Source organism: Streptomyces sp. NPDC085944, assembly GCF_040686295.1.
Taxonomy (GTDB): domain Bacteria; phylum Actinomycetota; class Actinomycetes; order Streptomycetales; family Streptomycetaceae; genus Streptomyces; species Streptomyces salinarius.
This window is the reverse complement of record NZ_JBFBJX010000008.1, coordinates 343247-367259: the sequence shown is the minus strand read 5'-3', so window position 1 is coordinate 367259 and position 24013 is coordinate 343247. Positions and strand designations below refer to the sequence as shown.

At 72.4% G+C, this 24013-nt stretch carries 17 protein-coding genes, 1 tRNA gene and 1 pseudogene; 11 read left to right on the top strand and 8 right to left on the bottom strand.

Annotated elements, in window-relative coordinates:
- Positions 1-16: 16 nt before the first annotated feature.
- The 3 genes from AB0P07_RS18880 to AB0P07_RS18870 all read right to left on the bottom strand — a co-directional run bounded on the left by AB0P07_RS18880 (position 17) and on the right by AB0P07_RS18870 (position 2181).
- The gene (locus tag AB0P07_RS18880) at positions 17-922 is read right to left on the bottom strand and encodes a universal stress protein (protein WP_365551968.1); all 906 of its coding nucleotides are present in this window, start codon (positions 920-922) and stop codon (positions 17-19) included.
- A gap of 319 nt (positions 923-1241) precedes the next feature.
- Positions 1242-1445, bottom strand: coding sequence for a hypothetical protein (locus AB0P07_RS18875; RefSeq protein ID WP_365551966.1), 204 nt, complete (start codon positions 1443-1445; stop codon positions 1242-1244).
- A 25-nt stretch (positions 1446-1470) separates the two neighbouring features.
- Positions 1471-2181, bottom strand: a complete 711-nt coding sequence (locus tag AB0P07_RS18870) for an HAD family phosphatase (RefSeq protein WP_365551965.1) — start codon at positions 2179-2181, stop codon at positions 1471-1473.
- 388 nt (positions 2182-2569) lie between these two features.
- Between AB0P07_RS18870 and AB0P07_RS18865 the strand changes: the two genes are divergently transcribed.
- The 6 genes from AB0P07_RS18865 to nrfD all read left to right on the top strand — a co-directional run bounded on the left by AB0P07_RS18865 (position 2570) and on the right by nrfD (position 11658).
- Positions 2570-3229 (top strand): ScbR family autoregulator-binding transcription factor, encoded by a 660-nt coding sequence (locus AB0P07_RS18865; protein WP_365551963.1) that lies wholly within the window; start codon positions 2570-2572, stop codon positions 3227-3229.
- A gap of 1069 nt (positions 3230-4298) precedes the next feature.
- The gene (locus tag AB0P07_RS18860; protein WP_365551961.1) at positions 4299-5837 is read left to right on the top strand and encodes an alanine/glycine:cation symporter family protein; all 1539 of its coding nucleotides are present in this window, start codon (positions 4299-4301) and stop codon (positions 5835-5837) included.
- Positions 5838-6117: 280 nt separating this feature from the next.
- A complete protein-coding gene (locus tag AB0P07_RS18855; RefSeq protein WP_365551959.1) occupies positions 6118-7791 on the top strand; it encodes a heparinase II/III family protein in 1674 nt (557 codons plus the stop codon).
- Between the two features lie 154 nt (positions 7792-7945).
- Positions 7946-9445 (top strand): hopanoid C-3 methylase HpnR, encoded by a 1500-nt coding sequence (gene hpnR, locus AB0P07_RS18850; protein ID WP_365551957.1) that lies wholly within the window; start codon positions 7946-7948, stop codon positions 9443-9445.
- 105 nt (positions 9446-9550) lie between these two features.
- Positions 9551-10618 (top strand): 4Fe-4S dicluster domain-containing protein, encoded by a 1068-nt coding sequence (locus tag AB0P07_RS18845; RefSeq protein ID WP_365551955.1) that lies wholly within the window; start codon positions 9551-9553, stop codon positions 10616-10618.
- Positions 10615-11658, top strand: coding sequence for an NrfD/PsrC family molybdoenzyme membrane anchor subunit (gene nrfD, locus AB0P07_RS18840; RefSeq protein ID WP_365551953.1), 1044 nt, complete (start codon positions 10615-10617; stop codon positions 11656-11658). Before AB0P07_RS18845 ends, nrfD begins: the two co-directional genes overlap by 4 nt.
- A gap of 1 nt (position 11659) precedes the next feature.
- Here nrfD and AB0P07_RS18835 read toward each other — a convergent pair whose 3' ends face one another.
- The gene (locus AB0P07_RS18835; protein ID WP_365551951.1) at positions 11660-12343 is read right to left on the bottom strand and encodes a haloacid dehalogenase type II; all 684 of its coding nucleotides are present in this window, start codon (positions 12341-12343) and stop codon (positions 11660-11662) included.
- 177 nt (positions 12344-12520) lie between these two features.
- Here AB0P07_RS18835 and AB0P07_RS18830 point away from each other — a divergent pair, with 177 nt between their 5' ends.
- On the top strand, positions 12521-13138 hold the full coding sequence (locus AB0P07_RS18830; RefSeq protein WP_365551949.1) for a hypothetical protein: 618 nt from the start codon (positions 12521-12523) through the stop codon (positions 13136-13138).
- A gap of 55 nt (positions 13139-13193) precedes the next feature.
- Positions 13194-16454 carry a formate dehydrogenase gene (gene fdh, locus AB0P07_RS18825; protein WP_365551947.1) on the top strand — a complete coding sequence of 1087 codons (3261 nt, stop codon included), beginning with the start codon at positions 13194-13196 and terminating at the stop codon, positions 16452-16454.
- A 9-nt stretch (positions 16455-16463) separates the two neighbouring features.
- Here fdh and selD read toward each other — a convergent pair whose 3' ends face one another.
- Positions 16464-17489, bottom strand: coding sequence for a selenide, water dikinase SelD (selD, locus tag AB0P07_RS18820; RefSeq protein ID WP_365551945.1), 1026 nt, complete (start codon positions 17487-17489; stop codon positions 16464-16466).
- Between the two features lie 71 nt (positions 17490-17560).
- Between selD and AB0P07_RS18815 the strand changes: the two genes are divergently transcribed.
- A tRNA-Sec gene (locus AB0P07_RS18815) sits at positions 17561-17653 on the top strand.
- Between the two features lie 83 nt (positions 17654-17736).
- Here the strand turns inward: AB0P07_RS18815 and AB0P07_RS18810 are convergent.
- The 3 genes and pseudogenes from AB0P07_RS18810 to AB0P07_RS18800 form a co-directional block, all read right to left on the bottom strand.
- A pseudogene (locus AB0P07_RS18810) lies at positions 17737-19488 on the bottom strand (GTP-binding protein); the annotation flags it as partial.
- A 5-nt stretch (positions 19489-19493) separates the two neighbouring features.
- Complete coding sequence (gene selA / locus AB0P07_RS18805; RefSeq protein WP_365552024.1) at positions 19494-20846, bottom strand: L-seryl-tRNA(Sec) selenium transferase; 1353 nt, start codon at positions 20844-20846, stop codon at positions 19494-19496.
- 167 nt (positions 20847-21013) lie between these two features.
- Positions 21014-21997 (bottom strand): DUF6215 domain-containing protein, encoded by a 984-nt coding sequence (locus AB0P07_RS18800; RefSeq protein WP_365551943.1) that lies wholly within the window; start codon positions 21995-21997, stop codon positions 21014-21016.
- A gap of 227 nt (positions 21998-22224) precedes the next feature.
- Between AB0P07_RS18800 and AB0P07_RS18795 the strand changes: the two genes are divergently transcribed.
- Together AB0P07_RS18795 and AB0P07_RS18790 are read left to right on the top strand one after the other, a co-directional pair.
- Entirely contained in the window at positions 22225-23088 is an 864-nt protein-coding gene (locus tag AB0P07_RS18795; protein ID WP_365551941.1) for a TetR/AcrR family transcriptional regulator, read from the top strand.
- Positions 23089-23113: 25 nt separating this feature from the next.
- Positions 23114-24007 carry a 3-keto-5-aminohexanoate cleavage protein gene (locus AB0P07_RS18790; RefSeq protein ID WP_365551939.1) on the top strand — a complete coding sequence of 298 codons (894 nt, stop codon included), beginning with the start codon at positions 23114-23116 and terminating at the stop codon, positions 24005-24007.
- Positions 24008-24013 lie beyond the last annotated feature (6 nt).

Below are 24013 nucleotides of genomic sequence, written 5' to 3'. Positions count from 1 at the left end.
TCTCGACCGGGACGCATCAGGGATGCGCCACGACGGCGACGGGTGCGGTTGCATGGTGCAGCACCGCGTGCGTGACGGCGCCGACGTGCACGCCGAGCGGGTTGCGCCGAATGCGCCGCCCGACGACCACCAGGGACGCGTCGTGCGACACGTCGACCAGATGGCCGGCGGGGCTGCCGGAGCGGGACACCTCGACGACCTTGACGCTCGGGTACTTCTGCCGCCAGGGCAGCAGCACGCGGGTAAGGTCGGCCGCTTTCCTACGGGCCACCCCTTCGTTCAGTGAGGCGTCCGCAGCCAGCCCGTGGGGGGAGTAGGCCGGCAGGTGCCAGCCACTGACCACGCACAGCGCCGTCCTGCGGCACCGTGCCTCCGCGAAGGCGAAGTCGAGCACATGGTCGTCAGAGCTGCCGGTGTCGAGTCCGACGACGACCGGACGGAAATCAGTGGCTGCGGACGGGATACCGACGGGGTCCATGACGTGCTCGTCGGCCGCCTGCTCACCGGCACGTACGAAGATCACGGGAGTCTCGGTGCGGACGATCACCGATTGACCTACCGAGCCGACCAGAAAGCCGCCGAGCCCGCTCAGGGCGCGCGAGCCGAGGACCAGCAGTTCCGCCGCGTCGGCGGCCTTGACCAGTGTGTCCGCCGGCGGGCCCGACCGCTGGTCGGTGGTCACCACGACACCGGGATGACGCAGTCGGAGCCCTTCGCCGGTCTCCCGTGGGACACGCTCGGTCCAGTACCGGTGCGTCTCGGCACCGAGAATCGGGTCCTGGGCCAGGGCTGCGGGGGCCGGCTCCCACACATGAAGGAGTTGTACGGGCAGGTCACGCAGATCAGCCTCGCGGGCCGCCCACTCAGCGGCGGCGTGGCTCTGAGGAGAGCCGTCGATCCCTACGGTGATCGTGCGGGTCATGCCACCCACCTCCCGTGTCGGTCCTTCTGACTTCAGCGTTGCGCGCAACAGGTGGACGGGGTAGGGGCCGCTCGTCCCGGAACACGGACGAGGGTCCTTTCGACGGACTGTCGGAGCCGACCGGGCCGGGCACACGGCAAAACGGTGGTCGTGCCGCCGCTCATTCGCTTTCGTCGTCGATCGCTCCTCGATGAGGCGTCCCGCCCACAGTGCCGGTCTTCTTCCAGCAGGGACCGAATGCCAGGGCGGCCGGTCGGCCCTCCTCCAGCCGTCCGCCCGGCTCACGGCTCCGATGCCCGGCAGCCGGCGGCCTCTTCGTTCAGCCGTTGCCGGTCGTCCAGGTCTGTCCGCCCGGCATCACCGCGAACGCGGCGACGCCGGGCAGGGCGCCCAGCCACTCGCCGGCTCTGGCGCTCCTGCAGTACGCCGCCGTCGCGAGCATGTCGGCCTCCGTGGGCGAAGGGCCGGTCACGTTCAGCGAGGAGAGGCCGCCGGAGGGTGGCGCGCCGGTGTGCGGGCCCACGATGTGGCACCCCCGGCGCGGGCCGTCACGGCGTTCGTGGCTCCCGCGGGCTGCCGAGCGCGTGGGCCCAGGCCAGCAGTTCGGGAGCGTCCAGTGACGGTAACCACGCGTCGGCCCGGCTGGCGCCGCCGCCCTGCGGCCGGGGACCGACGCCCAGGATCCGCAGGCCTGCACGACGGGCCGCTTCCACACCGGTCAAGGAGTCCTCCACCGCGAGCGCCCGGCGTGGGGGGACACCGCAGAGCCGGGCCGCCGCGGCGTACACGTCGGGATGGGGTTTGGGTCGTACGCCGTCCCCGGGGTCGGGGACGACGAGGTGCCGGAAGTGCGCGAGCAGCCCGGCCCGTTCCAAGCTGCCTTCGACCACCACTCTCGGGCAGTTGCTGGCCACCGCGAGCGGCAGGCGGCCGGAGAGCAGCCGTACGAGCCGGACCGCACCCGGCATCGTGACCGGTTCTTCGGTGACCAGTGCCAGGAAGTGGTCGAGAAGCGCGGCTGTCAGGTCCTCGGCCAGTTCGGGTTTGTGCACGGACTGGGCCATCAGCCGGCCGCAGTCCTCGTAGTGCAGACCGAGGGCCTGCTCCGCGAACCCGGGCGGTGGCTGAAGACCGTGCTCCCGGAAGGCCCGGCTACGGGCCTCCTGCCAGTGGCGTTCGCTGTCCATGAGGGTGCCGTCGCAGTCGAAGACGACGGCTTCGAGCGACCAGTCGAGCAAAGCGTGGTCCAAGGTGGTCACCGGGCCTCCCATGCTTTCGCATGCATGCGGCGTTCCCGACTCTGCGGGAAGCGGAAAGATAGTTTCCGCTACGTTATTTCCGTCCAGGCAAAACGGGCAATAACCCTTTTCAGTGACTAGACGGGCGCCGGAAGCAGACGTATGGCGGGCGACCCGCCCGGCGCGGCCGTTGAGCGTCAACGTCAGCCGCCTGACCGTCGGTTGGCACGCGCGCTCGACCGTGCAAGGTCCGGAGCGTCGCCCTTCCATTACCACTCGCACGCGTTCGCGTTCGAAAGAACTGCGTAATTGCCGTCCGAAAGTGCCCGTTTGGGCTCCGGGCGTACGCTGGCGCACTAAATTCGTGGCTCGATACCTGACATCAGAACAGACGAGGGCGGACGGAACGTTGCAGGAACGGGCGAAGGCAACCCGCAGATCACTGCTGGAAGCGGCAGCCCGACTGTTCGCCGAACACGGATACGCGGCCACCAGCGTCAACGACATAAGCGCGAGGTCGGGCCGGACCAGCGGCGCGGTCTACTTCCACTACACCAGCAAGGAAGGAATCGCCGTCGCCGTCGTCGAGGACCGGTTCGCCACCTGGCCCGAACTCGCGGCACGCTACGGAGACGAGACCGTAACGCCGCTCGAACGACTCGTCGCCCTCAGCTACGACATCGCCCGCGCCCTCGCCCAGGACCCCGTGGCGCGCGCCGGTGCCCGTCTGTGGACCGAGCGCACCGTCATCAAAGCCCCCATCCCCGACCCATTCGCGCTCTGGACCGCCGCCACTACGCGCCTGCTCGCGCAGGCCCGGCTGGCAGGGCACGTCAACGGGGGCATCCGCCCCGCACGCGCGGCCCGCACCCTGGTGCCCGCCTTCTTCGGCCTGTGCACCCTCACCGAGGCACTCGAGGGCACGACCGCCCTCGACGACCGCCTGACCGACTGGTGGTACCTGACCCTCAGAGGGTTCGTCGGGGACTGTGACGTTCTTGCACGAGTGGAGGCCGGCTCACTCGCCACCGGACGCCAGCCCCTGCCCTCGGTGACGCCTTGTGACTAGACCCCGGGCAGGGCTTCACCAGCCGATCTCATCATCGGCCGTGGGCAGACCCGGCAGCTTTCCTGGCCGGCGCTCAGCCCTCGATGTGGCAGCGGCTCCGGGACACGACGGCTTGGCGGATCTTGGTGGTGAATGCGGGGGTCCGGCGCTGGGCGGCGGGCACCGGGATCACGGGGGCAGGACTCGACGGTCTCGCCCGCCGTAACGGCGCGGGTGGCGAAGACACCGCGTCCGTGCGGTCGCGGTGGCAGGGGACCAGTAGGCGACCGGACCGGCGCTGGTCAGCTCCGGTCCCGCTTCGGCGAGCCGCTCCTTCGGCAGCGGGTCGGGCACGATCGACTTGCTGCAGGTGAGCGCCGGCACGAGGGGGCGACGGCTGCGCAGGTCTCCAGGATGTCGCACCGGACGCTCAGCAAGGCCACCCCGGACGTGCCCAGTGGCCGGCAGGTGCGCGTGCGCCGGTCCACGACGTCCACGTTGCCCTGCGGACCGTGCCGGACCTGCAGCCATTCACTGGTCGTGGGTCCGGCGCCGGCAGGTGAGTAGCGGTCGGAGACGTGGTCGAGGACGAGCACCCCGTACGGCGTGAGGCAACGACTCCACGACGGCTACTCCCCGCAGCGACTGAAGGAACCGCCGGACACCTGCCCGAGCCGCAGCGGCGGGACACGGCTCTTTCCAGCCGTGTCCCTCTCCCGCGACACCCGACGGAGCACGGATGACCGTAGCCCGCATAGGTGCACACGACACGTTTCCCGTCTCCGGATAACGGTCGGGTCTCGTCTGCTGGGACGTTTCCTGATCACGAATCGTAACGTGAGATAGGTCACTAAATCATCGGCAAAGTCGTGGTACAACTGCGCAACTTCGCAGGTGGCCCGGTCGGCCGACCGCCCGCGAAGTGCCGACCTGTCGTCGACCCGTTCACCGCTCAACCCCGGCCCGGTCACGGTCCGACACCGCTCCGTGCAGCCCGGATCCGCTCACCGGACAACGACGTTCGCCCACAGACCGCTCAACCAGGCGAGACACCCCACCCCGCCCGACCAGCGTCACCGAGGTAACCACCGTGTCACTCGACTCCGTCACCCAGTCCGTCGACGAAGCAGTCAGCGGATTCTTCGAGCCCATAGCCAAGTGGCTGGGCGAAGTCGTCTTCTACACCGTCCCCGTCGGCGAGACCGATCTGCCGCTCATCGTCGCCTGGCTCGTCGTCGCGGGCCTCGTCTTCACCGGCTGGTTCGGCCTCGTCCAGCTCCGCAAGTTCAAACTCGCCGTCGACGTGGTGCGGGGCAAGTACGACGAGAAGGGATCGACCGGCGAGGTCAATCACTTCCAGGCCCTGACCGCGGCCGTCTCCGGCACGGTCGGCCTCGGCAACATCGCCGGTGTGGCCGTCGCCGTCTCCATCGGCGGCCCCGGCGCCACCTTCTGGATGATCCTGTGCGGCCTGCTCGGCATGGCCACCAAGTTCGTCGAGGTCACCCTCGGCGTGAAGTACCGGGAAGTGCACCCCGACGGCACCGTCTCCGGCGGCCCGATGCACTACCTCCCCAAGGGCCTGACGGAACGCTTCGGCAAGAACGGCAAGACCCTCGGCAAGGTCCTCGCGGTCCTCGCCTCCTTCCTGATCCTGTTCTTCGGCCTCTTCGGCGGCAACCTCTTCCAGGTCAACCAGTCCTACGCGCAGCTGGTCTCCGTCACCGGCGGCGAGGACGGCGCACTCGGCTCCTCCGCCGGCGCCCTGTTCTTCGGCATCATGATCGCCGCTGTCGTCGGCGTCGTCCTTCTCGGCGGCATCCGCTCGATCGCCAACGTCACCAGCAGGCTCGTGCCCGCCATGGCCGGCATCTACATCGTCGCGTGCCTGATCGTCATCCTGGTCAACATCACCGCCGTCCCCGACGCCGTCGCCTCCATCGTCGAGGGCGCTTTCAACCCCGAAGGCGTCGCCGGCGGTGTCCTCGGCGCGCTGATCATCGGCTTCAAGCGGGCCGCCTTCTCCAACGAGGCCGGCCTGGGCTCCGCCCCGATCGCCCACTCCGCGGTCAAGACCAAGCACCCCGCCAGTGAGGGCCTGGTCGCACTGCTCGAACCGTTCATCGACACCGTCGTCGTGTGCACGATGACGGCGCTGACCATCGTCATCGCCAACCCCGCCAGCTGGGGCGAGGCCCGTACGGGCGAGGACATCGGCGGCGTCACCATCACCTCCGACGCCTTCGAGACGGTGCTGCCCTGGTTCCCCTACATCCTCACCGTCGCCGTCCTGCTGTTCGCCGTGTCCACGGTGCTGACCTGGGGCTACTACGGCCTCAAGTCCTGGACGTACCTCTTCGGCCGCAGCCGGGCCAGCGAAGTCACCTACAAGGTCGTCTACACCGTCTTCGCCGTCGCGGGCTCCCTGCTGACCCTGCAGACCCTGATCGACATGGCCGACGCCTTCCTCTTCACCCTCGCCGTCATCAACATCATCGGCCTCTACCTCCTCGCCCCCGTCGTCAAGCGCGAACTGGCCGCCTTCCTGGAGTTCGTCCGCGCCCGCAAGGCGGGAGAGGACACCGGGAACGGCGACGACGACCAGGAGCCGGTGAAGACCACCGTCTGACCGCTCACACGGCCCGGCTCCTGGTGGCACCCCCGGCCGAAGGCCGGGGAAGGGCCCGTGCTCACCTCGCGCCTTGGTGAGCACGGGCCCGTTCCGGCGGAGCGGGGTCGTCCGTCGGCCGAAGTCTCACCCGCTCCGAACAGCGCGAACATCGTTTGTTTTCGCTTCTGTTCGCTTCGTTGCGCCGGTCGAGGACCGCTGCCTACGCTGCCCCGGCAGCGGCCGTGCCGGGAGGGTCCCGTGGAGCCGCGCGAGGAAGGGCGGTTCGAAGATGAGTGTCGTGAGCCACGCCGACCGGATGGCTTCGCTGATCCGGACCGCCGCCCGGGAGGCACGTGCGTCCGCCATGCCCACGCCGGTGTTCTCCCAGTACCGCCGCTACGCCGACGAGGGCGACCGGCTCGGCTACGAGGAGCTGTACTTCCGCCGACGCCGGCATGTGACGGCGCTGGCGGCCGAGGCGCTGATCGATCCCGGGACCGACCCGGCCGCCCTCCAGGACGCCCTGTGGTCCGTGTGCGACGAGTACTCCTGGGCCCTGCCCGCCCACGAGAAGCAGGCCGTCGACATGGGCAGGGGCATGGACCGGTGTCTCGACCTCTTCGCCGCCCTCACCGCCTGCCTGCTCGCCGAGACGGTCCAGCAGTGCGGTGAGCGGATCGACGCCCGCGTGACCGCCCGGGTCCGGGCCGAGGTGGAGCACCGGGTACTGACCCTGCTCGCGGACGACGAACGCCCGCTGCCGTGGGAGTCCTGGCCCGACAACTGGGCCGCCGTCTGCGGCGGAGCGGCGGGTATGGCGGGGATCGCCCTGTGGGAGTCGGGTCCGCGTCTGGACCGTCTGCTCGACCGCTGCCGGCGCGCCATGCGGACCTATCTGTCCGGCTTCGGTGACGACGGAGGGTGCGCGGAGGGGGTCGGGTACTGGGCCTTCGGCTTCGCTCACTTCGTCTACTTCGCCGAGGAGCTGCGCCGGCTCACGGGAGAAGACCTCCTGGACGACCCCAAGGTGCGGGCCATCGCGTCCTTCCCCGCCGTGGTGCATCTGGGCGAGGGGCTGTTTCCCGCCTTCTCCGACGGCCAGGAACGCCCTGACCTGCCCGCCAGTCTCGGGTGTTTCCTGACCGCGAGACTGGGTGTCGAGGTCCCCGGCCTCGCGCCCGTCACGGAGATGCCGGGGGACTGGGCGGACGTCACCCGGACCCTGCGGTGGGGGAAGCTGCCGGCCACCCACGGGGCGAACCGCTCACGCACCGGCACCAGTTGGCTGCCCGACCTGGCATGGGTCGTCGATCGTGGCGAGTCGTCGGCGTTCGCGGCCAAGGGCGGTCACAACGACGAACCGCACAACCACAACGACCTCGGACACTTCCTCCTCGCGGCAGGCGGCGAGGTCCTCCTCACCGACCTGGGAGCCGGCGAGTACCGGAAGGGCTACTTCGACGACGACACGCGCTACACCTTCCTGCACAACTCCTCAAAGGGGCACTCCGTCCCCGTCATCGCCTCCCGGGGGCAGAGTGCCGGGAGGAGGTGTGCGGCCCGTGTGCTGCGCTGCGAGCCCGGCCCCGACGGGGTCGACTACGAGCTGGACCTCACTGCCGCGTACGAGGCGGACGGGCTGCGGTCGCTGCGGCGCCGCTTCTCGTGGCGGCGCACCCAGGGCGAACTGCTCCTGACCGACGAGGTACGGGCCGGGCACGAGCTGACCGTGGACGAGGTGTTCGTCAGCCGCATCGAGCCCCGATGGGAGGGGTCCCACGCCGTCTGGGAGGGGAAGACTGCGCGAGCGAGGCTCGCCGTACCGCAGCAGTGCGTCGCGCGGGACGTGGAGACCCTGCACACGACCGGTCACGACGGCGGACCGGACACGGTCCACCGACTCCGGGTGCGCTTCACCGTCCCGGCGGGAACCACCTCGCTGCGCTTCACGTGCACGCTCCAGGCCATGTGACCGCGCCGGGGCCACCCCTGCGGGCCCTCTCCTGCGCCCAAGCGGCGGTATGCCGGGTACGCGGCCCCCGTCCGGCGGGAGGCCAGTGGGGAGACTCTTCCTGCCCGCTTCCGCGGAGCCCGCCTCCCTCCGGCTCCGCTCGACGAGGTGACCCATGCGCCTGCTGCTCGTCCATCCCAGCGCTCTGATGTACTCCGAGATCTTCCTGCGGCTGGAGCCCCTCGGTCTGGAACGGGTGGCCGGCGCCGCCCTGGAGGCGGGCCACGAGGTGCGGGTCGTGGATCTCCAGGTGCTGCCGGTGGCGCGGCTGCGCGACGAGGTGCGGTCGTTCCGGCCCGAGGCCGTCGGCTTCTCCCTGAACTACCTGGCGAACATCCCGGAGGCGATCGATCTGGCCCAGAAGGTGAAGCGGGAGGTTCCCGGCTGCTTCGTCTTCTTCGGCGGGCACAGCGTCTCCTTCGTCGCCGAGGAGGTGCTGGAGCAGTCGGCGGGTGCGGTGGACGCGGTGGTCCGGGGCGAGGGCGAACCGGCCGTGGCGCCGCTGCTGGAGGCGGTCCGCGACGGCGGCGTGGACGGCGTCCCCGGCATCGTCACCGCCGCCGGGCGGGGGCCCGCGCCACTGATGCTGCACGGCATCGACACGCCGCTGCCGGCCCGCGACCTGATGCGCAACCGCCGCCGCTACTTCATCGGCGAACTGGACCCGTGCGCGTCCGTGGAGTTCACGCGCGGCTGCCCATGGGACTGCTCGTTCTGCTCCGCCTGGACCTTCTACGGGCGCAGCTACCGCAAAGCCTCCCCCGAAGCCGCGGCCGAGGACCTCGCGCGGATCCGCGAGCCCAACGTGTTCATCGTGGACGACGTGGCCTTCATCCGGCCCGAGCACGGCAACGCGATCGCCGACGAGGTGGAGCGGCGCGGCATCCGCAAGCAGTACTACCTGGAGACGCGCAGCGACGTGCTGCTGCGCCACCCCGAGGTCTTCGAGCGGTGGGCGCGGCTGGGCCTGCGCTACATGTTCCTGGGCATGGAGGCCATCGACGCCGAGGGCCTCGACCTGTACCGCAAGCGGATCAGCCCGGACGAGAACATCCGCGCCCTGGAGGCGGCCCGCCGCATGGGCATCCAGGTCGCCATCAACCTGATCGTCGACCCCGCCTGGGACGAGGAGCGGTTCCGGGTGGTGCGGGAGTTCGCCCTCTCGGTGCCGGAGATCGTCCACTTCACGGTGATGACGCCCTACCCCGGCACGGAGATCTGGCACACCGAGTCCCGCCGGCTCACCACCCGCGACTACCGGCTCTTCGACATCCAGCACGCCGTGGTCCCCACCACGCTGCCCCTGGAGCGGTTCTACGAGGAACTGGTCCGCACCCAGGCCGTGATCAACCGCAAGCACCTGGGCCTGCGCACGGCCCTCGGCGCGGCCCGCATCCTCGGCCGGAACCTGCTGCACGGGCAGACCAACTTCGCCCGGATGCTGTGGAGGTTCAACCAGGTCTACAATCCGCGCCGGCAACTGGCCGACCACACCCGTCCGGTCCGCTACGAACTGCCCCTGCCGAAGCGGCTCGACGTCGGCGACCGCCGCAAGCTGTACGTGCACACGCGTGGCGGTTCCAAGGACACACCCGCACCCCGGGCGGCCGACTGACGGGCCGAGTGCCTGCGGGTCCCCCGCCGCCGTTTGGCCACGCGCCGTCGGGGCACTCAGGCCCCGGCCGGTCCGAAGGCGGCGCATGGGCGAGGAGGCCCGGACATGACGGACGACACCGAGACTCCGGTCCCCGGGGCGCGCGAGAACCTGCTGTCCGGGCCGCAGCCGGAGCCGGCGCGTGCCGCCGGCCATCCGGACGCCCCGCCTCGCATGGGCTTCTTCACGGACACCTCCGTGTGCATCGGCTGCAAGGCGTGCGAGGTGGCGTGCAAGGAGTGGAACGCGATTCCGGAGGACGGCCTGGAACTGACCGGCATGTCCTACGACAACACCCAGGGGCTCGGCGCGGACACCTGGCGGCACGTGGCCTTCATCGAACAGCGCAAGCCACTGGGCGGGCAGGAACCCGGCGTCGGCCACGAATCCGTCGACGTCTTCGCGGCGGCCGGCGCGCTGGGCACCTCGCCGTCCTCACCGGGTCCGGGCTCGACCGCGCCCGCACCCGGCGACCAGCCCGGCGGCAAGCCCGACGCGCCCGATGACGGTGCGCCGCCCGCCGCACCCGCCGGGGAGATCTCCCCCCTGGCGCCGGAGGGCCGCACCGAGCTGCGCTGGCTGATGTCCTCCGACGTGTGCAAGCACTGCACCCACGCCGCCTGCCTGGACGTCTGTCCCACGGGCTCCCTGTTCCGCACCGAGTTCGGCACGGTCGTGGTCCAGGAGGACATCTGCAACGGCTGCGGCTACTGCGTGCCGGCCTGTCCGTACGGCGTCATCGACCAGCGCCCCGACGACGGCCGGGTCTGGAAGTGCACCCTGTGCTACGACCGGCTCGGCGTCGGCATGGAACCCGCCTGTGCCAAGGCCTGCCCGACCGACTCCATCCAGTTCGGCCCGCTGGACGAACTGCGCGAGCGGGCCGCGAACCGGGTGGCCCAGCTGCACTCCGCCGGGGTCACGGACGCCCGCCTCTACGGCGCGGACCCCGGCGACGGGGTCGGCGGCGACGGCGCCTTCTTCCTGCTGCTGGACGAGCCGGAGGTGTACGGCCTGCCGCCCGACCCGGTCGTCACCACCCGCGACCTGCCCGCCATGTGGCGGCACGCGGCGACGGCCGCCGTCTCGCTGGTCGCGCTCACGGCCGCCGCCTTCGCCAGGAGGCCGCGATGAGCGGTTCCGACGGCACCCGGGACGGCGTGGAGGGCGCCCGCCCCGGACGGGACGCCCTCACCGGATCCCACGCCGGACGCCGTCGGCGGCGCAGGGGCCGGGGCGAGCGGGCGATGGTGCCCGACGCCGAGTTCTCCTCGTACTACGGCAGGCCGATCCTGAACAGGCCGACGTGGAAGGCCCTGGACATCGCGGGCTACCTGTACCTCGGCGGGCTGGCGGGCGCCTCCTCGCTGCTGGCCGCGGGCGCACACGCCACCGGCCGGCCCGCGCTCGCCCGGACGGCCAAGCTGGGCGCGGCCGGCGCCGTCTCCCTGTCACTGGCCGCCCTGGTGCACGACCTGGGCCGCCCCGAACGCTTCCTGAACATGCTCCGCGTCTTCAAGCCCACCTCCCCGATGAGCGTGGGCTCGTGGCTGCTGGCCGGTTACGCGCCGCTGACCGTCGCCGCGGCCGCCGCGGACGTCGCCGGAAAGTATCGCCTCGTGGGCGCGGCGGCCACCGCGTCCGCCGCCGTGCTGGGTCCCGCGGTCGCCACCTACACCGCCGTACTGGTCTCCGACACGGCCGTGCCGTCCTGGCACGAGGGGCACCGCGAGCTGCCGTACGTCTTCGCCGGGTCCGGGGCCACCGCCGCCGCCGGGCTCGCCCTGGTGTGCGCGCCGGTCGGTGAGACGGGCCCCGCGCGGCGCACGGCCGCACTCGGCGCCGTTCTCGAACTCGGGTCGTTCCGGGTGATGCAGCGGCGCATGGGGCTGGCCGCCGAGCCGTTCGAGCGCGGCAGGGCCCGGACGCTGCTCCGGGCGGCCGAGACGCTCACCTCCGTGGGCGCGACGCTCGGGGCGTGTTTCGGCGGGCGCAACCGGGCGGTCGCCGCGGTCGCGGGCGCGGCCCTCCTCGCAGGTTCGGCCGCTCTGCGGTTCGGCGTCTTCCACGCGGGAGTCGCCTCGGCGGAGGACCCCAAGTACACGGTGCTGCCCCAACGGGAGCGGCTGGCGGCCGGGGCGCGGGAGCCGGGCGGCGCTCCCCCGGCGTCCTGAGTCAGCCGCCCGCGCCCAGCCGTCGGGCCAGGTCGGCCATCGAGTCGGCGGTGCGGTCGGCGGGCCGTCGTGCCGACGGGTACGGGACGGGTGTGCGCCGCAGCCACGCCGTACCGAGGCCCGCGCGTGCCGCGCCGTCGATGTCCCAGGGGTGCACCGCGACCAGCATCGCGGCGGCCGCCGGGACTCCGGTCTCGCGCAGGGCGTACGCGTAGGCCTCCGGTGCGGGCTTCCAGCGCCCGCCGGCTCCTTCGACGTCGAGGTGGGCCTCGAAGCACTCGGCCAGTCCGGCCCGCCCCACAACGGCACGGCTGGTGTCCGCCGACCCGTTCGTCAGGGTGACCAGGCGGTGTCCGGCCGCGTGCAGGGCCCGTACGCCCTCGGTGACGTCCGGGTGGACGGGGAGCTCCGGCAGGGCGCCCAGGACGTGGGCCGTCGCGGCCTCGGGGTCGGCCGGCGCGACGCCTTCCCGGGCCAGGTGGGTGAGCAGGGCGTCCCGCGCCACGGTGGCGAAGTCGGCCGGGCCGCCCGCCAGAGTGAGCGCGATGCCGTCCCGCAGGACGCCGGCGAACCACTCCGGGAGCAGCCGGCCGGGCAGGCCCACGTCCGTGAGGCGGGGCGCCAGGGCGGACATGTCGGTGAGGGTCTCGTTGACGTCGAAGACCAGGACCTCGGGTCCGAGCACGTCGGTCTCCTCTCCGGAACGTGTCAGGCGGACTCTACGGACCGGCCGGACGGCCCACGCGCGGACACACCGAGGGATGCGGTGCTCCGGTACCGGCGCCCCGACAGGTTTGCAACGCGCGCCCCGGCGTACTCCCTTCGGCAGGTCGGTGAAGCGCCGCAGGAGAGGCAGGCGACCATGAAGCACTCGGCCGGGGAAAGCCGGGTCCGCAGCCGGGCCGGGCTGGTCCTGTCCGCCCTTCTGACCGGCGGGATGCTGCTCGTCGCGGGCTCGGCCTGCTCCCAGCCTCCGCCGGCGCGGTCGCCCGAGGTGCTGCCCCAGGTGGAAGCCCCTTACGACCTGGCCATCAGCAAGGCGCTCGACGAGGTGCCCCGCAGCGAGTTCGTCTCCCTGAGCCTACGGCCGTCGGACGTCCGGCCCACCTGGCTGGTCCGAGTCGCCGACGACGGCGGGTCGGTGCGTCCGGTCCGCGTCTCGGCCACGGACGGACGGCTCCAGGGCACGTCCGTCCCGGCCGGGCAGTCGGCCGCCACGAAGAAGCGCACGGCCGAGCTGGTCGCCGCAGCACGGGTGCTGCCGAAGGAAGCGGTCGACAAGGTGAAGCGGCCGGACTTCGGCAAGGTCAGCGGCGTCGCGCTGCACAAGGGGTCTCGTGGGCAGCCCGTCTGGTCGGTCACCGTCGCCCTCGTCGAGCCGATCCGGGAGCGGGTGTACGAGGTCGACGCGGTGACGTCCGAGGTGCTGAGCAGCCTCACCACGGGTGAGCACTCGAGGACTCCTGACGACCACGGATGATTGACCGGGGCCGCGCGGGGCACCCGCAGCGGGACACGACGGGAAGGCAGGGGTGATGGGCGTACGCACCTGGATCGACTCCTGGCCGGTCTACCGCCAGCTGAAGGGGACCGACCCCCTGGGCCGCGGGGCCGCCGCCAAGAGCGGGGCCAGCGCGCGTCTCACGCCGCGCGTCGCCTCCGCCGACCGGGTCGTCAAGTCGATCTGTCCCTACTGCGCGGTCGGCTGTGGACAGAACGTCTACGTCGAGGACGGCCGCGTCACCCAGATCGAGGGCGACCCCGACTCCCCCGTCTCCCGCGGCCGCCTGTGCCCCAAGGGCTCGGCCAGCCTGCAGCTCACCACGGGCGGTGCCCGCGAGCACCACGTCCTGTACCGCCGGCCGCACGGCACCGAGTGGGAGCGGCTGGACCTGGACACGGCGATGGACATGATCGCCGACCGGGTGATCGAGGCACGGCGCTCCGGCTGGCAGTGGGAGGTCGACGAGACCCGCACCCGGCGCACCCTCGGTGTCGCGAGCCTCGGCGGGGCGACGCTGGACAACGAGGAGAACTACCTGATCAAGAAGCTGTTCACCGCCCTGGGCGCGGTGCAGATCGAGAATCAGGCGCGTGTTTGACACTCCTCCACCGTTCCCAGTCTGGGAACCTCGTTCGGCCGCGGCGGCGCGACCACCTTCCAGCAGGACCTGCAGCACTCCGACTGCATCGTCATCCAGGGCTCGAACATGGCCGAGTGCCATCCGGTCGGGTTCCAGTGGGTGATGGAGGCCAAGGCCCGCGGTGCGAAGGTGATCCACGTCGACCCGCGTTTCACCCGCACCAGCGCCCTGGCCGACGTCCACGTGCCCCTGCGCGCGGGGTCGGACATCGCCTTCCTCGGCGGGATCATCAACCACGTCCTGCGGACCGAGAGCTACTTCCGCGACTACGTGGTCGCCTACACCAACGGGCCGGTCGTCCTGCGGGAGGACTTCCGCGACACGGAGGACCTCGACGGCGTCTTCTCCGGCCTCGATGCCGACAGCCGCAGCTACGACAACAGCAGCTGGCAGTACGAGGGCACGCAGATGCAAGCGGCCTCGGGCCAGCGCGACCAGGAGTACGACCGACGGACCAAGGGCGGCAGCAGCGTGACGGAGGCCGCCCGCGGCGAGGCGCACGGCTCGGGCGGTGCCGACATCGGTGAGGGGGAGCCGGAGCGGGACGAGACCATGTCCCACCCGCGCTGCGTCTTCCAGGTCCTCAAGCGGCACTACGCCCGCTACACGCCCGAGCTGGTCGAGCAGGTCTGCGGCGTGCCGCAGGACCTCTTCCGCCAGGTGTGCGAGCTGGTGACGCGGAACTCGGGGCGGGAGCGGACGACGGCGTTCGCGTACGCGGTCGGCTGGACCCAGCACACGGTGGGCGTGCAGTACATCCGGGCCGCCTCGGTCCTGCAGAGTCTGCTGGGCAACATCGGCCGGCCGGGCGGCGGCATCCTCGCCCTGCGCGGCCACGCCTCCATCCAGGGTTCCACGGACATCCCGACGCTGTTCAACCTGCTGCCGGGCTACATCCCCATGCCGCACGCCCACCAGCAGCAGGACCTCGACACCTTCGTCGAGGCGGAGGCGGCCCGCAAGGGCTACTGGGGCAACATGCGCTCCTACCTCGTCAGTCTCCTCAAGGCGTACTGGGGTGAGGCGGCCACCGACGACAACGACTTCTGCTTCGACTACCTCCCGCGGCTGACCGGCTCGCACTCCACCTACGAGACGGTCATGGCCCAGCTGGACGGCGTCTGCAAGGGCTACTTCCTCATGGGCGAGAACCCCGCCGTCGGCTCGGCCAACGCCAAACTGCAGCGCCTGGGCATGGCCGGCCTCGACTGGCTGGTGGTCCGGGACTTCTCCCTCATCGAGTCGGCCACCTGGTGGAAGGACGGCCCGGAGATCGAGACGGGCGAGATGCGCACCGAGGACATCGGCACGGAGGTGTTCTTCCTGCCGGCCGCCGCGCACACCGAGAAGGACGGCAGTTTCACCAACACCCAGCGCCTCCTGCAGTGGCACCACCAGGCCGTCCCGCCGCCCGGCGAGGCCCGCAGCGACCTCTGGTTCACCTTCCACCTCGGCCGGATCATCCGGGAGAAGCTCGCCGGGTCCGGCGACGAGATGGACCGGCCGCTGCTCGACCTGACCTGGGGCTACCCCACGAAGGGCGAGCACGCCGAGCCGGACGCGGAGGCCGTCCTCGCCGAGATCAACGGGCACGACGCCGACGGCAACCCGCTGTCGTCGTACGAGGAGCTGAAGGACGACGGGTCGACGGTCTGCGGCTGCTGGATCTACTGCGGGGTCCACGCGGACGGGGTCAACCAGGCGGCCCGCCGCAAGCCGGGCCGGGAGCAGGACTGGGTGGCGAAGGAGTGGGGCTGGGCCTGGCCCGCCAACCGCCGCATCCTTTACAACCGCGCCTCGGCGGATCCGGACGGCCGGCCGTGGAGCGAGCGCAAGGCACTGGTGTGGTGGGACGCGGACGAGGGCTCCTGGACCGGACACGACGTTCCTGACTTCAAGCCCGACAAGGCCCCCGACCACGAGCCGTCCCCGGACGCGGAGGGCCCCGCGGCGCTCTCGGGCAAGGACCCGTTCATCATGCAGGCGGACGGCAAGGCGTGGCTGTACGTGCCGTCCGGCCTCACCGACGGCCCGCTGCCCACGCACTACGAGCCGCAGGACTCGCCGTTCCCGAACCTGCTGTACACGCAACAGCGCAACCCCGTACGCCACTTGCTGCCGCCGCACCCGGACAACCGCTACCAGCCCAGCGGCAGCGAGCCGGGCTCGGAGGTCTTCCCGTACGTCGCCACCACGTACCGGCTCACCGAGCACCACACCGCGGGCGGCATGTCCCGCTGGCAGCCGTATCTCGCGGAACTCCAGCCGGAGTTCTTCTGCGAGGTCTCGCCCGAACTGGCCGCCTCGCGCGGGCTGGAGCACACCGGCTGGGCGACGATCGTCAGCGCCCGCGGTGTGGTCGAGGCCCGGGTCCTGGTCACCGACCGCATGGCACCCCTCACCGTGCAGGGCCGGCGGCTGCACCAGGTGGGTCTGCCCTACCACTGGGGTCCCAACGGCTACGCGACCGGTGACGCCGCCAACGAGCTGCTGCACCTGTCGTTGGATCCGAACAGCCACATCCAGGAGGCCAAGGCGTTCGCGGTGGACATCAGGGCGGGTCGCCGCCCCAGGGGGACGGCCGCCCTTGAGCTGGTGCGGGAGTACCGGGCCAGGGCCGGCATCGACGAGGACACCGGCACCGAGCCGTAGGTCTCCGGGTCACCCGAGGACGACGGAGTGGGCGCCCTTCGGCACCAGTTCCCCGACGACGGGGGCGCCCGGCACCTCGCCCGCCACCAGCAGCCCGCCGGAGGTCTGCGCGTCGGCGAGGAGCAGCCGGGTGTCGGTGTCGGCGCCGCCGAAGTCGGTGAACGGGGCCACCCAGTCCAGGTTGCGGCGGGTGCCGCCGCTGACGTATCCGTCCCGGACGGCCTCCCGGGCTCCGTCGAGGTAGGGCACGGCGGCGGTGTCGATTACGGCGGTGACGCCGGAGGCACGGGCGAGTTTGTGCAGGTGGCCGAGGAAACCGAAGCCGGTGACGTCGGTGGCGCAGGTGGCCCCGGCCGCCAGGGCCGCCGCGGACGCGTCCCGGTTGAGCGCCACCATCGTCGCCACGGCCTGCTCGAAACGCTCGCCGGTGGCCTTGTGCCGGTTGTTGAGGACCCCGAGGCCGAGGGGCTTGGTGAGCGACAGCGGCAGTCCGGGGCGGCCCGTGTCGTTGCGCAGCAGCCGCTCCGGGTCCGCGATGCCGGTGACGGCCATGCCGTACTTCGGTTCCGGGTCGTCGACGCTGTGACCGCCGCCCACGTGGCAGCCGGCCTCGGCGGCGACGTCCAGTCCGCCGCGCAGCACCTCGCGCGCGAGGTCGAACGGCAGCACGTCGCGGGGCCAGGCCAGCAGGTTGACGGCGACGAGTGGACGGCCGCCCATCGCGTAGACGTCGGAGAGGGCGTTGGCCGCGGCGATGCGGCCCCAGTCGTAGGCGTCGTCGACGACCGGCGTGAAGAAGTCCGCCGTGGACACCACCGCCTGGGCCGGGGCGCCGCCCGGCGCGGGCAGGGTGACCACCGCGGCGTCGTCGCCCGTGGCGAGCCCGACCAGCAGGGAGGGGTGCGCCGGGGACGCGCCGGGGCGCGCGAGACCGCCGAGCACGTCCTCCAGCTCACCCGGCGGAATCTTGCAGGCGCAGCCGCCGCCGTGCGCGAACTGCGTGAGCCGTACGGGTGTCTCGCGAGTGGTCGTCATGCCTGGTCCCTCCGGATGGTTCGGTTGGATCGCCGGTCGATCAGGGTGCTCCTGTAGCCTGAGCGGGCGGTGGAGGCGTGTGGGTGCCTGGTGGCCCTCCCGGTCTTCAAAACCGAGGTGTCCGAGGATCTCGGGCAGGCGGGTTCGATTCCCGTCCGCCTCCGCTCCCCGCGGTCTCCCGGCAGCGCCGGCGCTGGTCGTCCACGCGCTCGGTGTGTCCCTGCCGGTCCAGCAGTTCCAGCAGCGGCACGGCCACCCGGCGCGTGGTGTCGAGCGCCCGGCGCGCCTCGCTCAGCGTGAACGGCTGGGGCAGCGAGCGCAGTACGGCGGCGGCACCGGCGTCCGCGCCGGGCAGCAGCACGACGCCGTCGGCGACCCGGAGCAGTGCGCCGGCCGCGACGGCGGCGGCCAGGGTCTTGTGAACCAGCCCCAGTTCGGCCAGCCGGCCCGCCTCGGGGGCACGGAACGGTGACCGGCGCAGCTCCTCCCCCAAGGCGTCGACGGCCCGTCGGACCGACGGGGGCAGCGACGGCCGGGGGTCGCCGGGCCCGTGAAGACGCCCTTGACGGTGGCTCAGTACACCCTCGCCCGGCGTGTCGACGAGGGCCTGGACGAGGGCGCGGTCCGGCAGGCCGAGCAGGCGCCTGGCCGCCTCGGTGGGCAGCCCCGGGTCCAGCGGATGCTCCTCGGCGTGTCGCGCCACCTCCGCCGTCAGGCGGTCGCGCAGCCGGGCCCAGTGGGCGGGGTCGGCCAGCCAGTCTCCGGAGACGGGCGGGCCCGGCGGGGTGATTCCCATGGCCTCCAGGTCGGGCCGGCGGACGAGCCGTCGCCGGCGCAGTTCCGCCGCACCGTCCGGCCGCCCGGTCATGGCCGTCAGCTCCTGCGCCCTGGTCCGGGCCGCCCCGCGCCGCGTCAGCCGCGGCGGGGACACGTCCAGCACGGTCAGTCCGCACGGGGCGCGCCGTCCGCCGGGTTCCCGCAGGACGGCGCGGTCGCCGACCCGGAGCGGGAGCCCACGGGTGAGGGTCAGCCTGGCGGTGTCCGCGCCCAGCGGCCGCACGGTCACCGGCACGGCGGCGGTGCCGATGTGCAGGGTGACGGTGCGGGGAAGCTCCGCCACCGGCGTTCCGTGCACCCGGACGTCGGTCACGGTGGTGTGCGGCCAGCGGTCCGGGGTGAGCAGCACCTCGCCCCGGCCGAGCGCGGCGTCGGCGCCGCCGTGGACGTTGACGGCCACCCGGGCCACGCCGCTGACGGACGTCCGCTCCTCGTGCAGGCACTGCAGTCCGCGCACTCGCAGCGCGTCCGTGCCGTCTGCGGTCACCAGCCGGTCGCCGACGCGCAGGGTGCCCGCCCCCAGGGTGCCGGTGACGACGGTGCCGTGGCCGCGCACGGTGAAGGCACGGTCCAGCCACAGCCGTACGTCGGCGTCGGCCGGCGGGTCGGGCAGGGAGGCGCTCAACAGGGCCAGTTCGCCGCGCAGTTGGTCCAGTCCCGTGCCCGTCACCGCGCTGACCGCGACGGAAGGTACGGTGCCGAGCGAGGTGGCGGCCAGCCGTTCGACGGCGTCCGCCCGTACGGGTGCCGGGTCGGCCAGATCGCTGCGGGTCACGGCGAGCACGGCGTGCCGGACGCCGAGCGCGTGCAGGATCTCCAGGTGTTCCTGGGACTGCTGCTGCCATCCCTGGTCGGCGGCGACCACGAAGAGCACGCCCGGTACCGGGCCGACGCCCGCCAGCATCGTGGAGACGAAGCGCTCGTGACCGGGTACGTCCACGAAGGCCAGGTGCTCGCCGTCGGCGCCGCCCGGTACGTCCGGCGCGCCCGGTGCGTTCCATGTGTCCTGCGGCGGCTCCAGCCGGGTCCAGACGAAGCCGAGGTCGAGCGTCAGGCCGCGGCGCCGCTCCTCCTCGTGGCGGTCGGGCTCCATGCCCGTCAGCGCCCGTACGAGGGCGGACTTGCCGTGGTCGACGTGCCCGGCGGTGGCCAGTACCCGCATGTTCCCTACCTCTCGCCCGCCCGTACGCGGCGCACGGCCTCGGCCAGCCGCCGGTCGTCCTCGGCCGGCACCGACCCCAGGTCCAGCAGGCACCGTCCGCCGTCCAGCCGTCCGACCACGGGAACGGGTCCTTCGCGCAGCGCGGTGGCGTACGGCTCGGGCAGGGACAGCGCGGCGCTCGGCAGCGTCACGCCGGGTGCCCCGCCCCCGCCCACGGTGGCCCGGCTGCCGACGGCCCGCGCGTCGACGCCGGCGGCCCGCAGCTCGGTGGCCAGCAGCTCGGCCCGCCGGGACAGGTGACCGGGGTCGGCGTCCAGCGCCTGTTCGGTCGGCGTCCTCGGACCGGTCAGCGTGGCCTCCAGCGCGGCCAGGGTCAGTTTGTCGACCCGCAGCGCCCGCGCGAGCGGATGCCGTGTCATGGCACGGACCAGGTCGTCGCGGCCGAGGACGAGTCCGCACTGGGGCCCGCCGAGCAGCTTGTCCCCGCTGGCGGTGACGAGCGAGGCTCCAGCCTCCAGTTGGCTCCGGGCGTCCGGTTCGTCCGGCAGGCGCGGATGCGGGGCCGGCAGACCCGATCCGATGTCGGCGACCACCGGGACGCCGAGCGGCGCCAGTTCGCAGACGTCGGCGGCGCGGGTGAAGCCGGTGATGCGGAAGTTGGAGGGGTGCACCTTCAGGACGAAGCCCGTCTCGGGGCCGACGGCCTCGGCGTAGTCCTGGACGGTCGTGCGGTTGGTCGTGCCGACCTCGCGCAGCCGGGCGCCGGTGGACACCAGGAGGTCCGGCAGCCGGAAGCCGTCCCCGATCTCCACCATCTCCCCGCGGCTGACCACGATCTCCTTGCCGGCGGCCAGTGCGGTGGCGGCGAGGACCAGTGCGGCGGCGCCGTTGTTGACGACGTGCACCGCGTCGGCGGACGGCACGCGGGCCCGCAGGGCGGCCAGCGCGGTACGGCCGCGGCGGGCCCGTACACCGGTCTTCAGGTCCAGTTCGACGTCGGTGGGGCCTGCGGCGTCCTGGACCGCCTGCCGGGCGGCGACGGACAGCGGCGCCCGGCCGAGGTTCGTGTGGAGCAGCACCCCGGTCGCGTTGATCACCGGGCGGAGGCCGCTCGCCGTCCGCGGCAGGAGGGCGAGCGCCGCGTCGGCCACCGAGTCCGGGGCCACGGCGCCCTCTCTCGCCCGTTGTTGTGCGCGGCGCACCGCCGACTTGACCCGTTCCGGACCGAGCCGGCCGGTCGCCTCCAGGAGGCGGGGGTCACGCAGCAGGGCGTCGGTGCGGGGAATTCGCCGCCGTGCGTCCGGCACGGCGTGCGCCGGTCCGGCGGGCCCGACGGCGCCGCCCGGTTCCGCCGCCACGCTCTCGCCGCACCGCTCGGCCGCGCCCCGCTGTTCCACGTGTGTCCTCCGCTCCGGCCCGGCTCCCGCACTGTCCGGGAACATGCATCGTTCCCCCAGTGCCCCTTACGGGGTCCGGGACACGCCGAACGGAGGCGCGGGCCCACCGGCCGAAGGGTGACGTCACGTCACACGGCCCGCTCGGGGATCGCCGGGAGGACCTGCTGGGTGATGTCGAGGAGGACGTCGTCGTCCGGGAAGGCTCCGGAGGTGCTCCACACGGTGATCTCGTAGTAGCCGCCGCTGTCCTTCGCGTCGAGGGCCACGTCCAGCGTTCTGGCCAGGGGGCCCTGCTCGACCGGTCCGCCGGATCCGCCGAAGTTGATCTCGATTTGCATGGTGTGGTCCGAGGAGAGGACCGCGGGCCGGCCGAGAACCTTGAGCTTCCTGACGTCGCTCTCGTTCCCGTACTCCATGAGTTTCACGTACTGGTCGATGGAGAGGTCGTTGTAGGTGACCGAGACGTTCACCGTGTAGGTGTCGAACTCGATCCGAGCCTCCGGCTGGGCGACCTTGCCGTCGGTCAGGGCGGCGGTGCCGTTGGAGGCGGACGCCCCGGTCGCGGTCTCCGCCGGTGTTCCGAGCAGCCTGGCCAGGTCGGGTGTGTTGAGCGCTTCGCACAGCTCGGCACCGGTCACCGCCCCGGACGTCTTCCGGTAGGCACTCGGCGGCTCCGTCTCCTGCCCGCCCGGACACGAGGCGGCGTGCGGCGTGCCGTGGGCCTCGGAGGGCAGCAGCTTGGGCCCCAGCCACGCCGCGGCCCCGAGGGCCGCGAACACGCCGATGGCCGCGAACGCCTGTCCCCACGCGTTGGGTTCCTTCTCCCGGACGGCAGGGGCGGCGGGGGCGGCCGACGCCGGACGCTGCTGCACCGCCGCCTGAGGTTGCGGCTGGGTCGGGGCGGGGTGGTTACGGCGGGCGCGCAGGGCCCGGACCACCACGTGGACGCGCACCGCGGTGACCACCAGGAACACCGCGCCGATCCCGGCAAGGGCCCAGTCCTTCTCGGCGACGGCGAGGTACAGGAGGCGTACGCCGAACACCGAGCCGACCACGATGAGCAGGGGCTCGCGGACCCAGAAGGGCAGGAGACGGAGGAGGAAACCGAGCATGCGGCGATCCCACCAGGGCAAGATCGCATCGGCCGTGATGGAGGCCACAATTCCGGCCCGGTACTCAACCGTGATGAAACGGGCTCGCGACCGCCGCCGCAGCGGAGTCCCGAGAGCGTTGCGCTCCTGACTGACACGCCAGTCAGAGTCGCAATATGCAGCACAGCGCCGCATTCATCACGTCCTGCGGTTGAGTTTTCCGCAACACATGCCTAGGGTCGTGGCCCGTGGAAACCGACGACGTCTCCGACGGCGCGCCCGGCGCCGGCACCGCCACCCGTGTCCGCGAGGTCATCGCGGCCGCGGGCGTCAGCCAGCGCGAGTTCGCGCGCCGTGTCGTGATGGATCCGTCCAAGCTGTCGCGTTCGCTGAGCGGCAGCCGCCGCTTCACGGCCGCGGAGCTGGCGCGGATCGCCGACGAGGGCCGGGTCGACGCCGGCTGGCTGCTCGGCACCCGGCCGCGCGAGAGGGCCACGGCACCGGCCGCCGGTGTCGAGGGCGGGCGGCCCCTGCAGATCGTCCGCGAGACGGTCCGGCTGATCGCGGAGCACGGTTTCCACGCGGTGCGGGTGGCCGACATCGCCCGCGCCTGCGCCACCAGCAGCGCAGCGATCCACTACCACTTCCCCGGCCGCGCCGAACTCCTCGAGGCGGCCGTGCGCTGGTGCATGGACGAGGACACCGCGCGCCGCGCCGCCCTCCTCGCCGAGGCGGACGACGCGGCGGCGGAGCTGCGCCAGCTCATCGCCCTGCAGACCCCGCGCACCGCCCAGCAGCGCCGCCAGTGGGCGGTGTGGCTCGACCTGTGGGCCGAGGCCGCGCGCTCCACGGCGGTGGGCCGACTGCACTCCGAGTACTACCGGCAGTGGCGGGAGACCGTCGCCGACGTCGTGCGCCGAGGTGTCGGGCAGGGCGTGTTCCGCCAGGGCGTCGACCCGCGGGCGGCGGCCCTGACGCTGACCGCGCTGATCGACGGCCTGGCGACGCACGTCCTCTCGGTGGGCGGGCCGTCGGCCGACGCCGCCGCGGACGCGATGCACGCGGCGCTGACCGCCCACGTCACCCACACGATCCTGGCTCCACAGCCCTGAGCGGCAAGATTTCCGGAGGCCCCGCATGCCCATGACCGAGAACGTCATCATCACCTGCGCTCTCACCGGCGCCGGCGACACCGTCCGCAAGAGCCCGCACGTCCCCGTCACCCCGGAGCAGATAGCGCGGAACGCCGTGGAGGCGGCCGCCGCCGGAGCGGCCGTCGTCCACATCCACGTACGCGACCCGGAGACCGGCGACCCGTCCCGCGACCCGAAGCTGTACCGGGAGGTCGTCGAGCGGGTCAAGGAGACCGGCACCGACGTCGTCATCAACCTCACCGCCGGCATGGGCGGCGACCTGGTCATCGACCCGGACGACCCGCTCACCCACCTCCCCGGCACCGACCTCGTCGGCGGCCTGGACCGTCTCCCGCACGTCGAGGACCTGCTGCCCGACATCTGCACGCTGGACTGCGGCTCGCTCAACTTCGGTGACGGCTCGAACCTCTACGTCTCGACGCCCGACATGCTGCGCGCGGGCGCCCGGCGCATCCAGGAGCTGGGCGTACGGCCGGAGTTGGAGATCTTCGACACGGGTCAGCTCTGGTTCGCCAAGCAGTTGCTGGCCGAGGGCCTGCTCGACGACCCGACCGTGTTCCAGCTGTGCATGGGCATCCCGTGGGGCGCGCCCGCGGACCCCGGGGTGCTCCAGTCGATGGTCAACATGTTGCCGGACGGCGCCCGTTGGGCGAGCTTCGCGCTCGGCCGGATGCAGATGCCGTGGGTCGCGCAGTCGATCCTGCTCGGCGGGCACGTCCGGGTGGGCCTGGAGGACAACCTCTACCTCGGCAAGGGCAACAGGGCGACCAACGCCCAGCTCGTCGAGCGGGCGGTGAGCATCACCGAGTCGATCGGCGCACGCGTCGCGACACCGGACGAGGCCCGCGCCACCCTCGGCCTCAAGCCGCGCAAGTGAACCCCC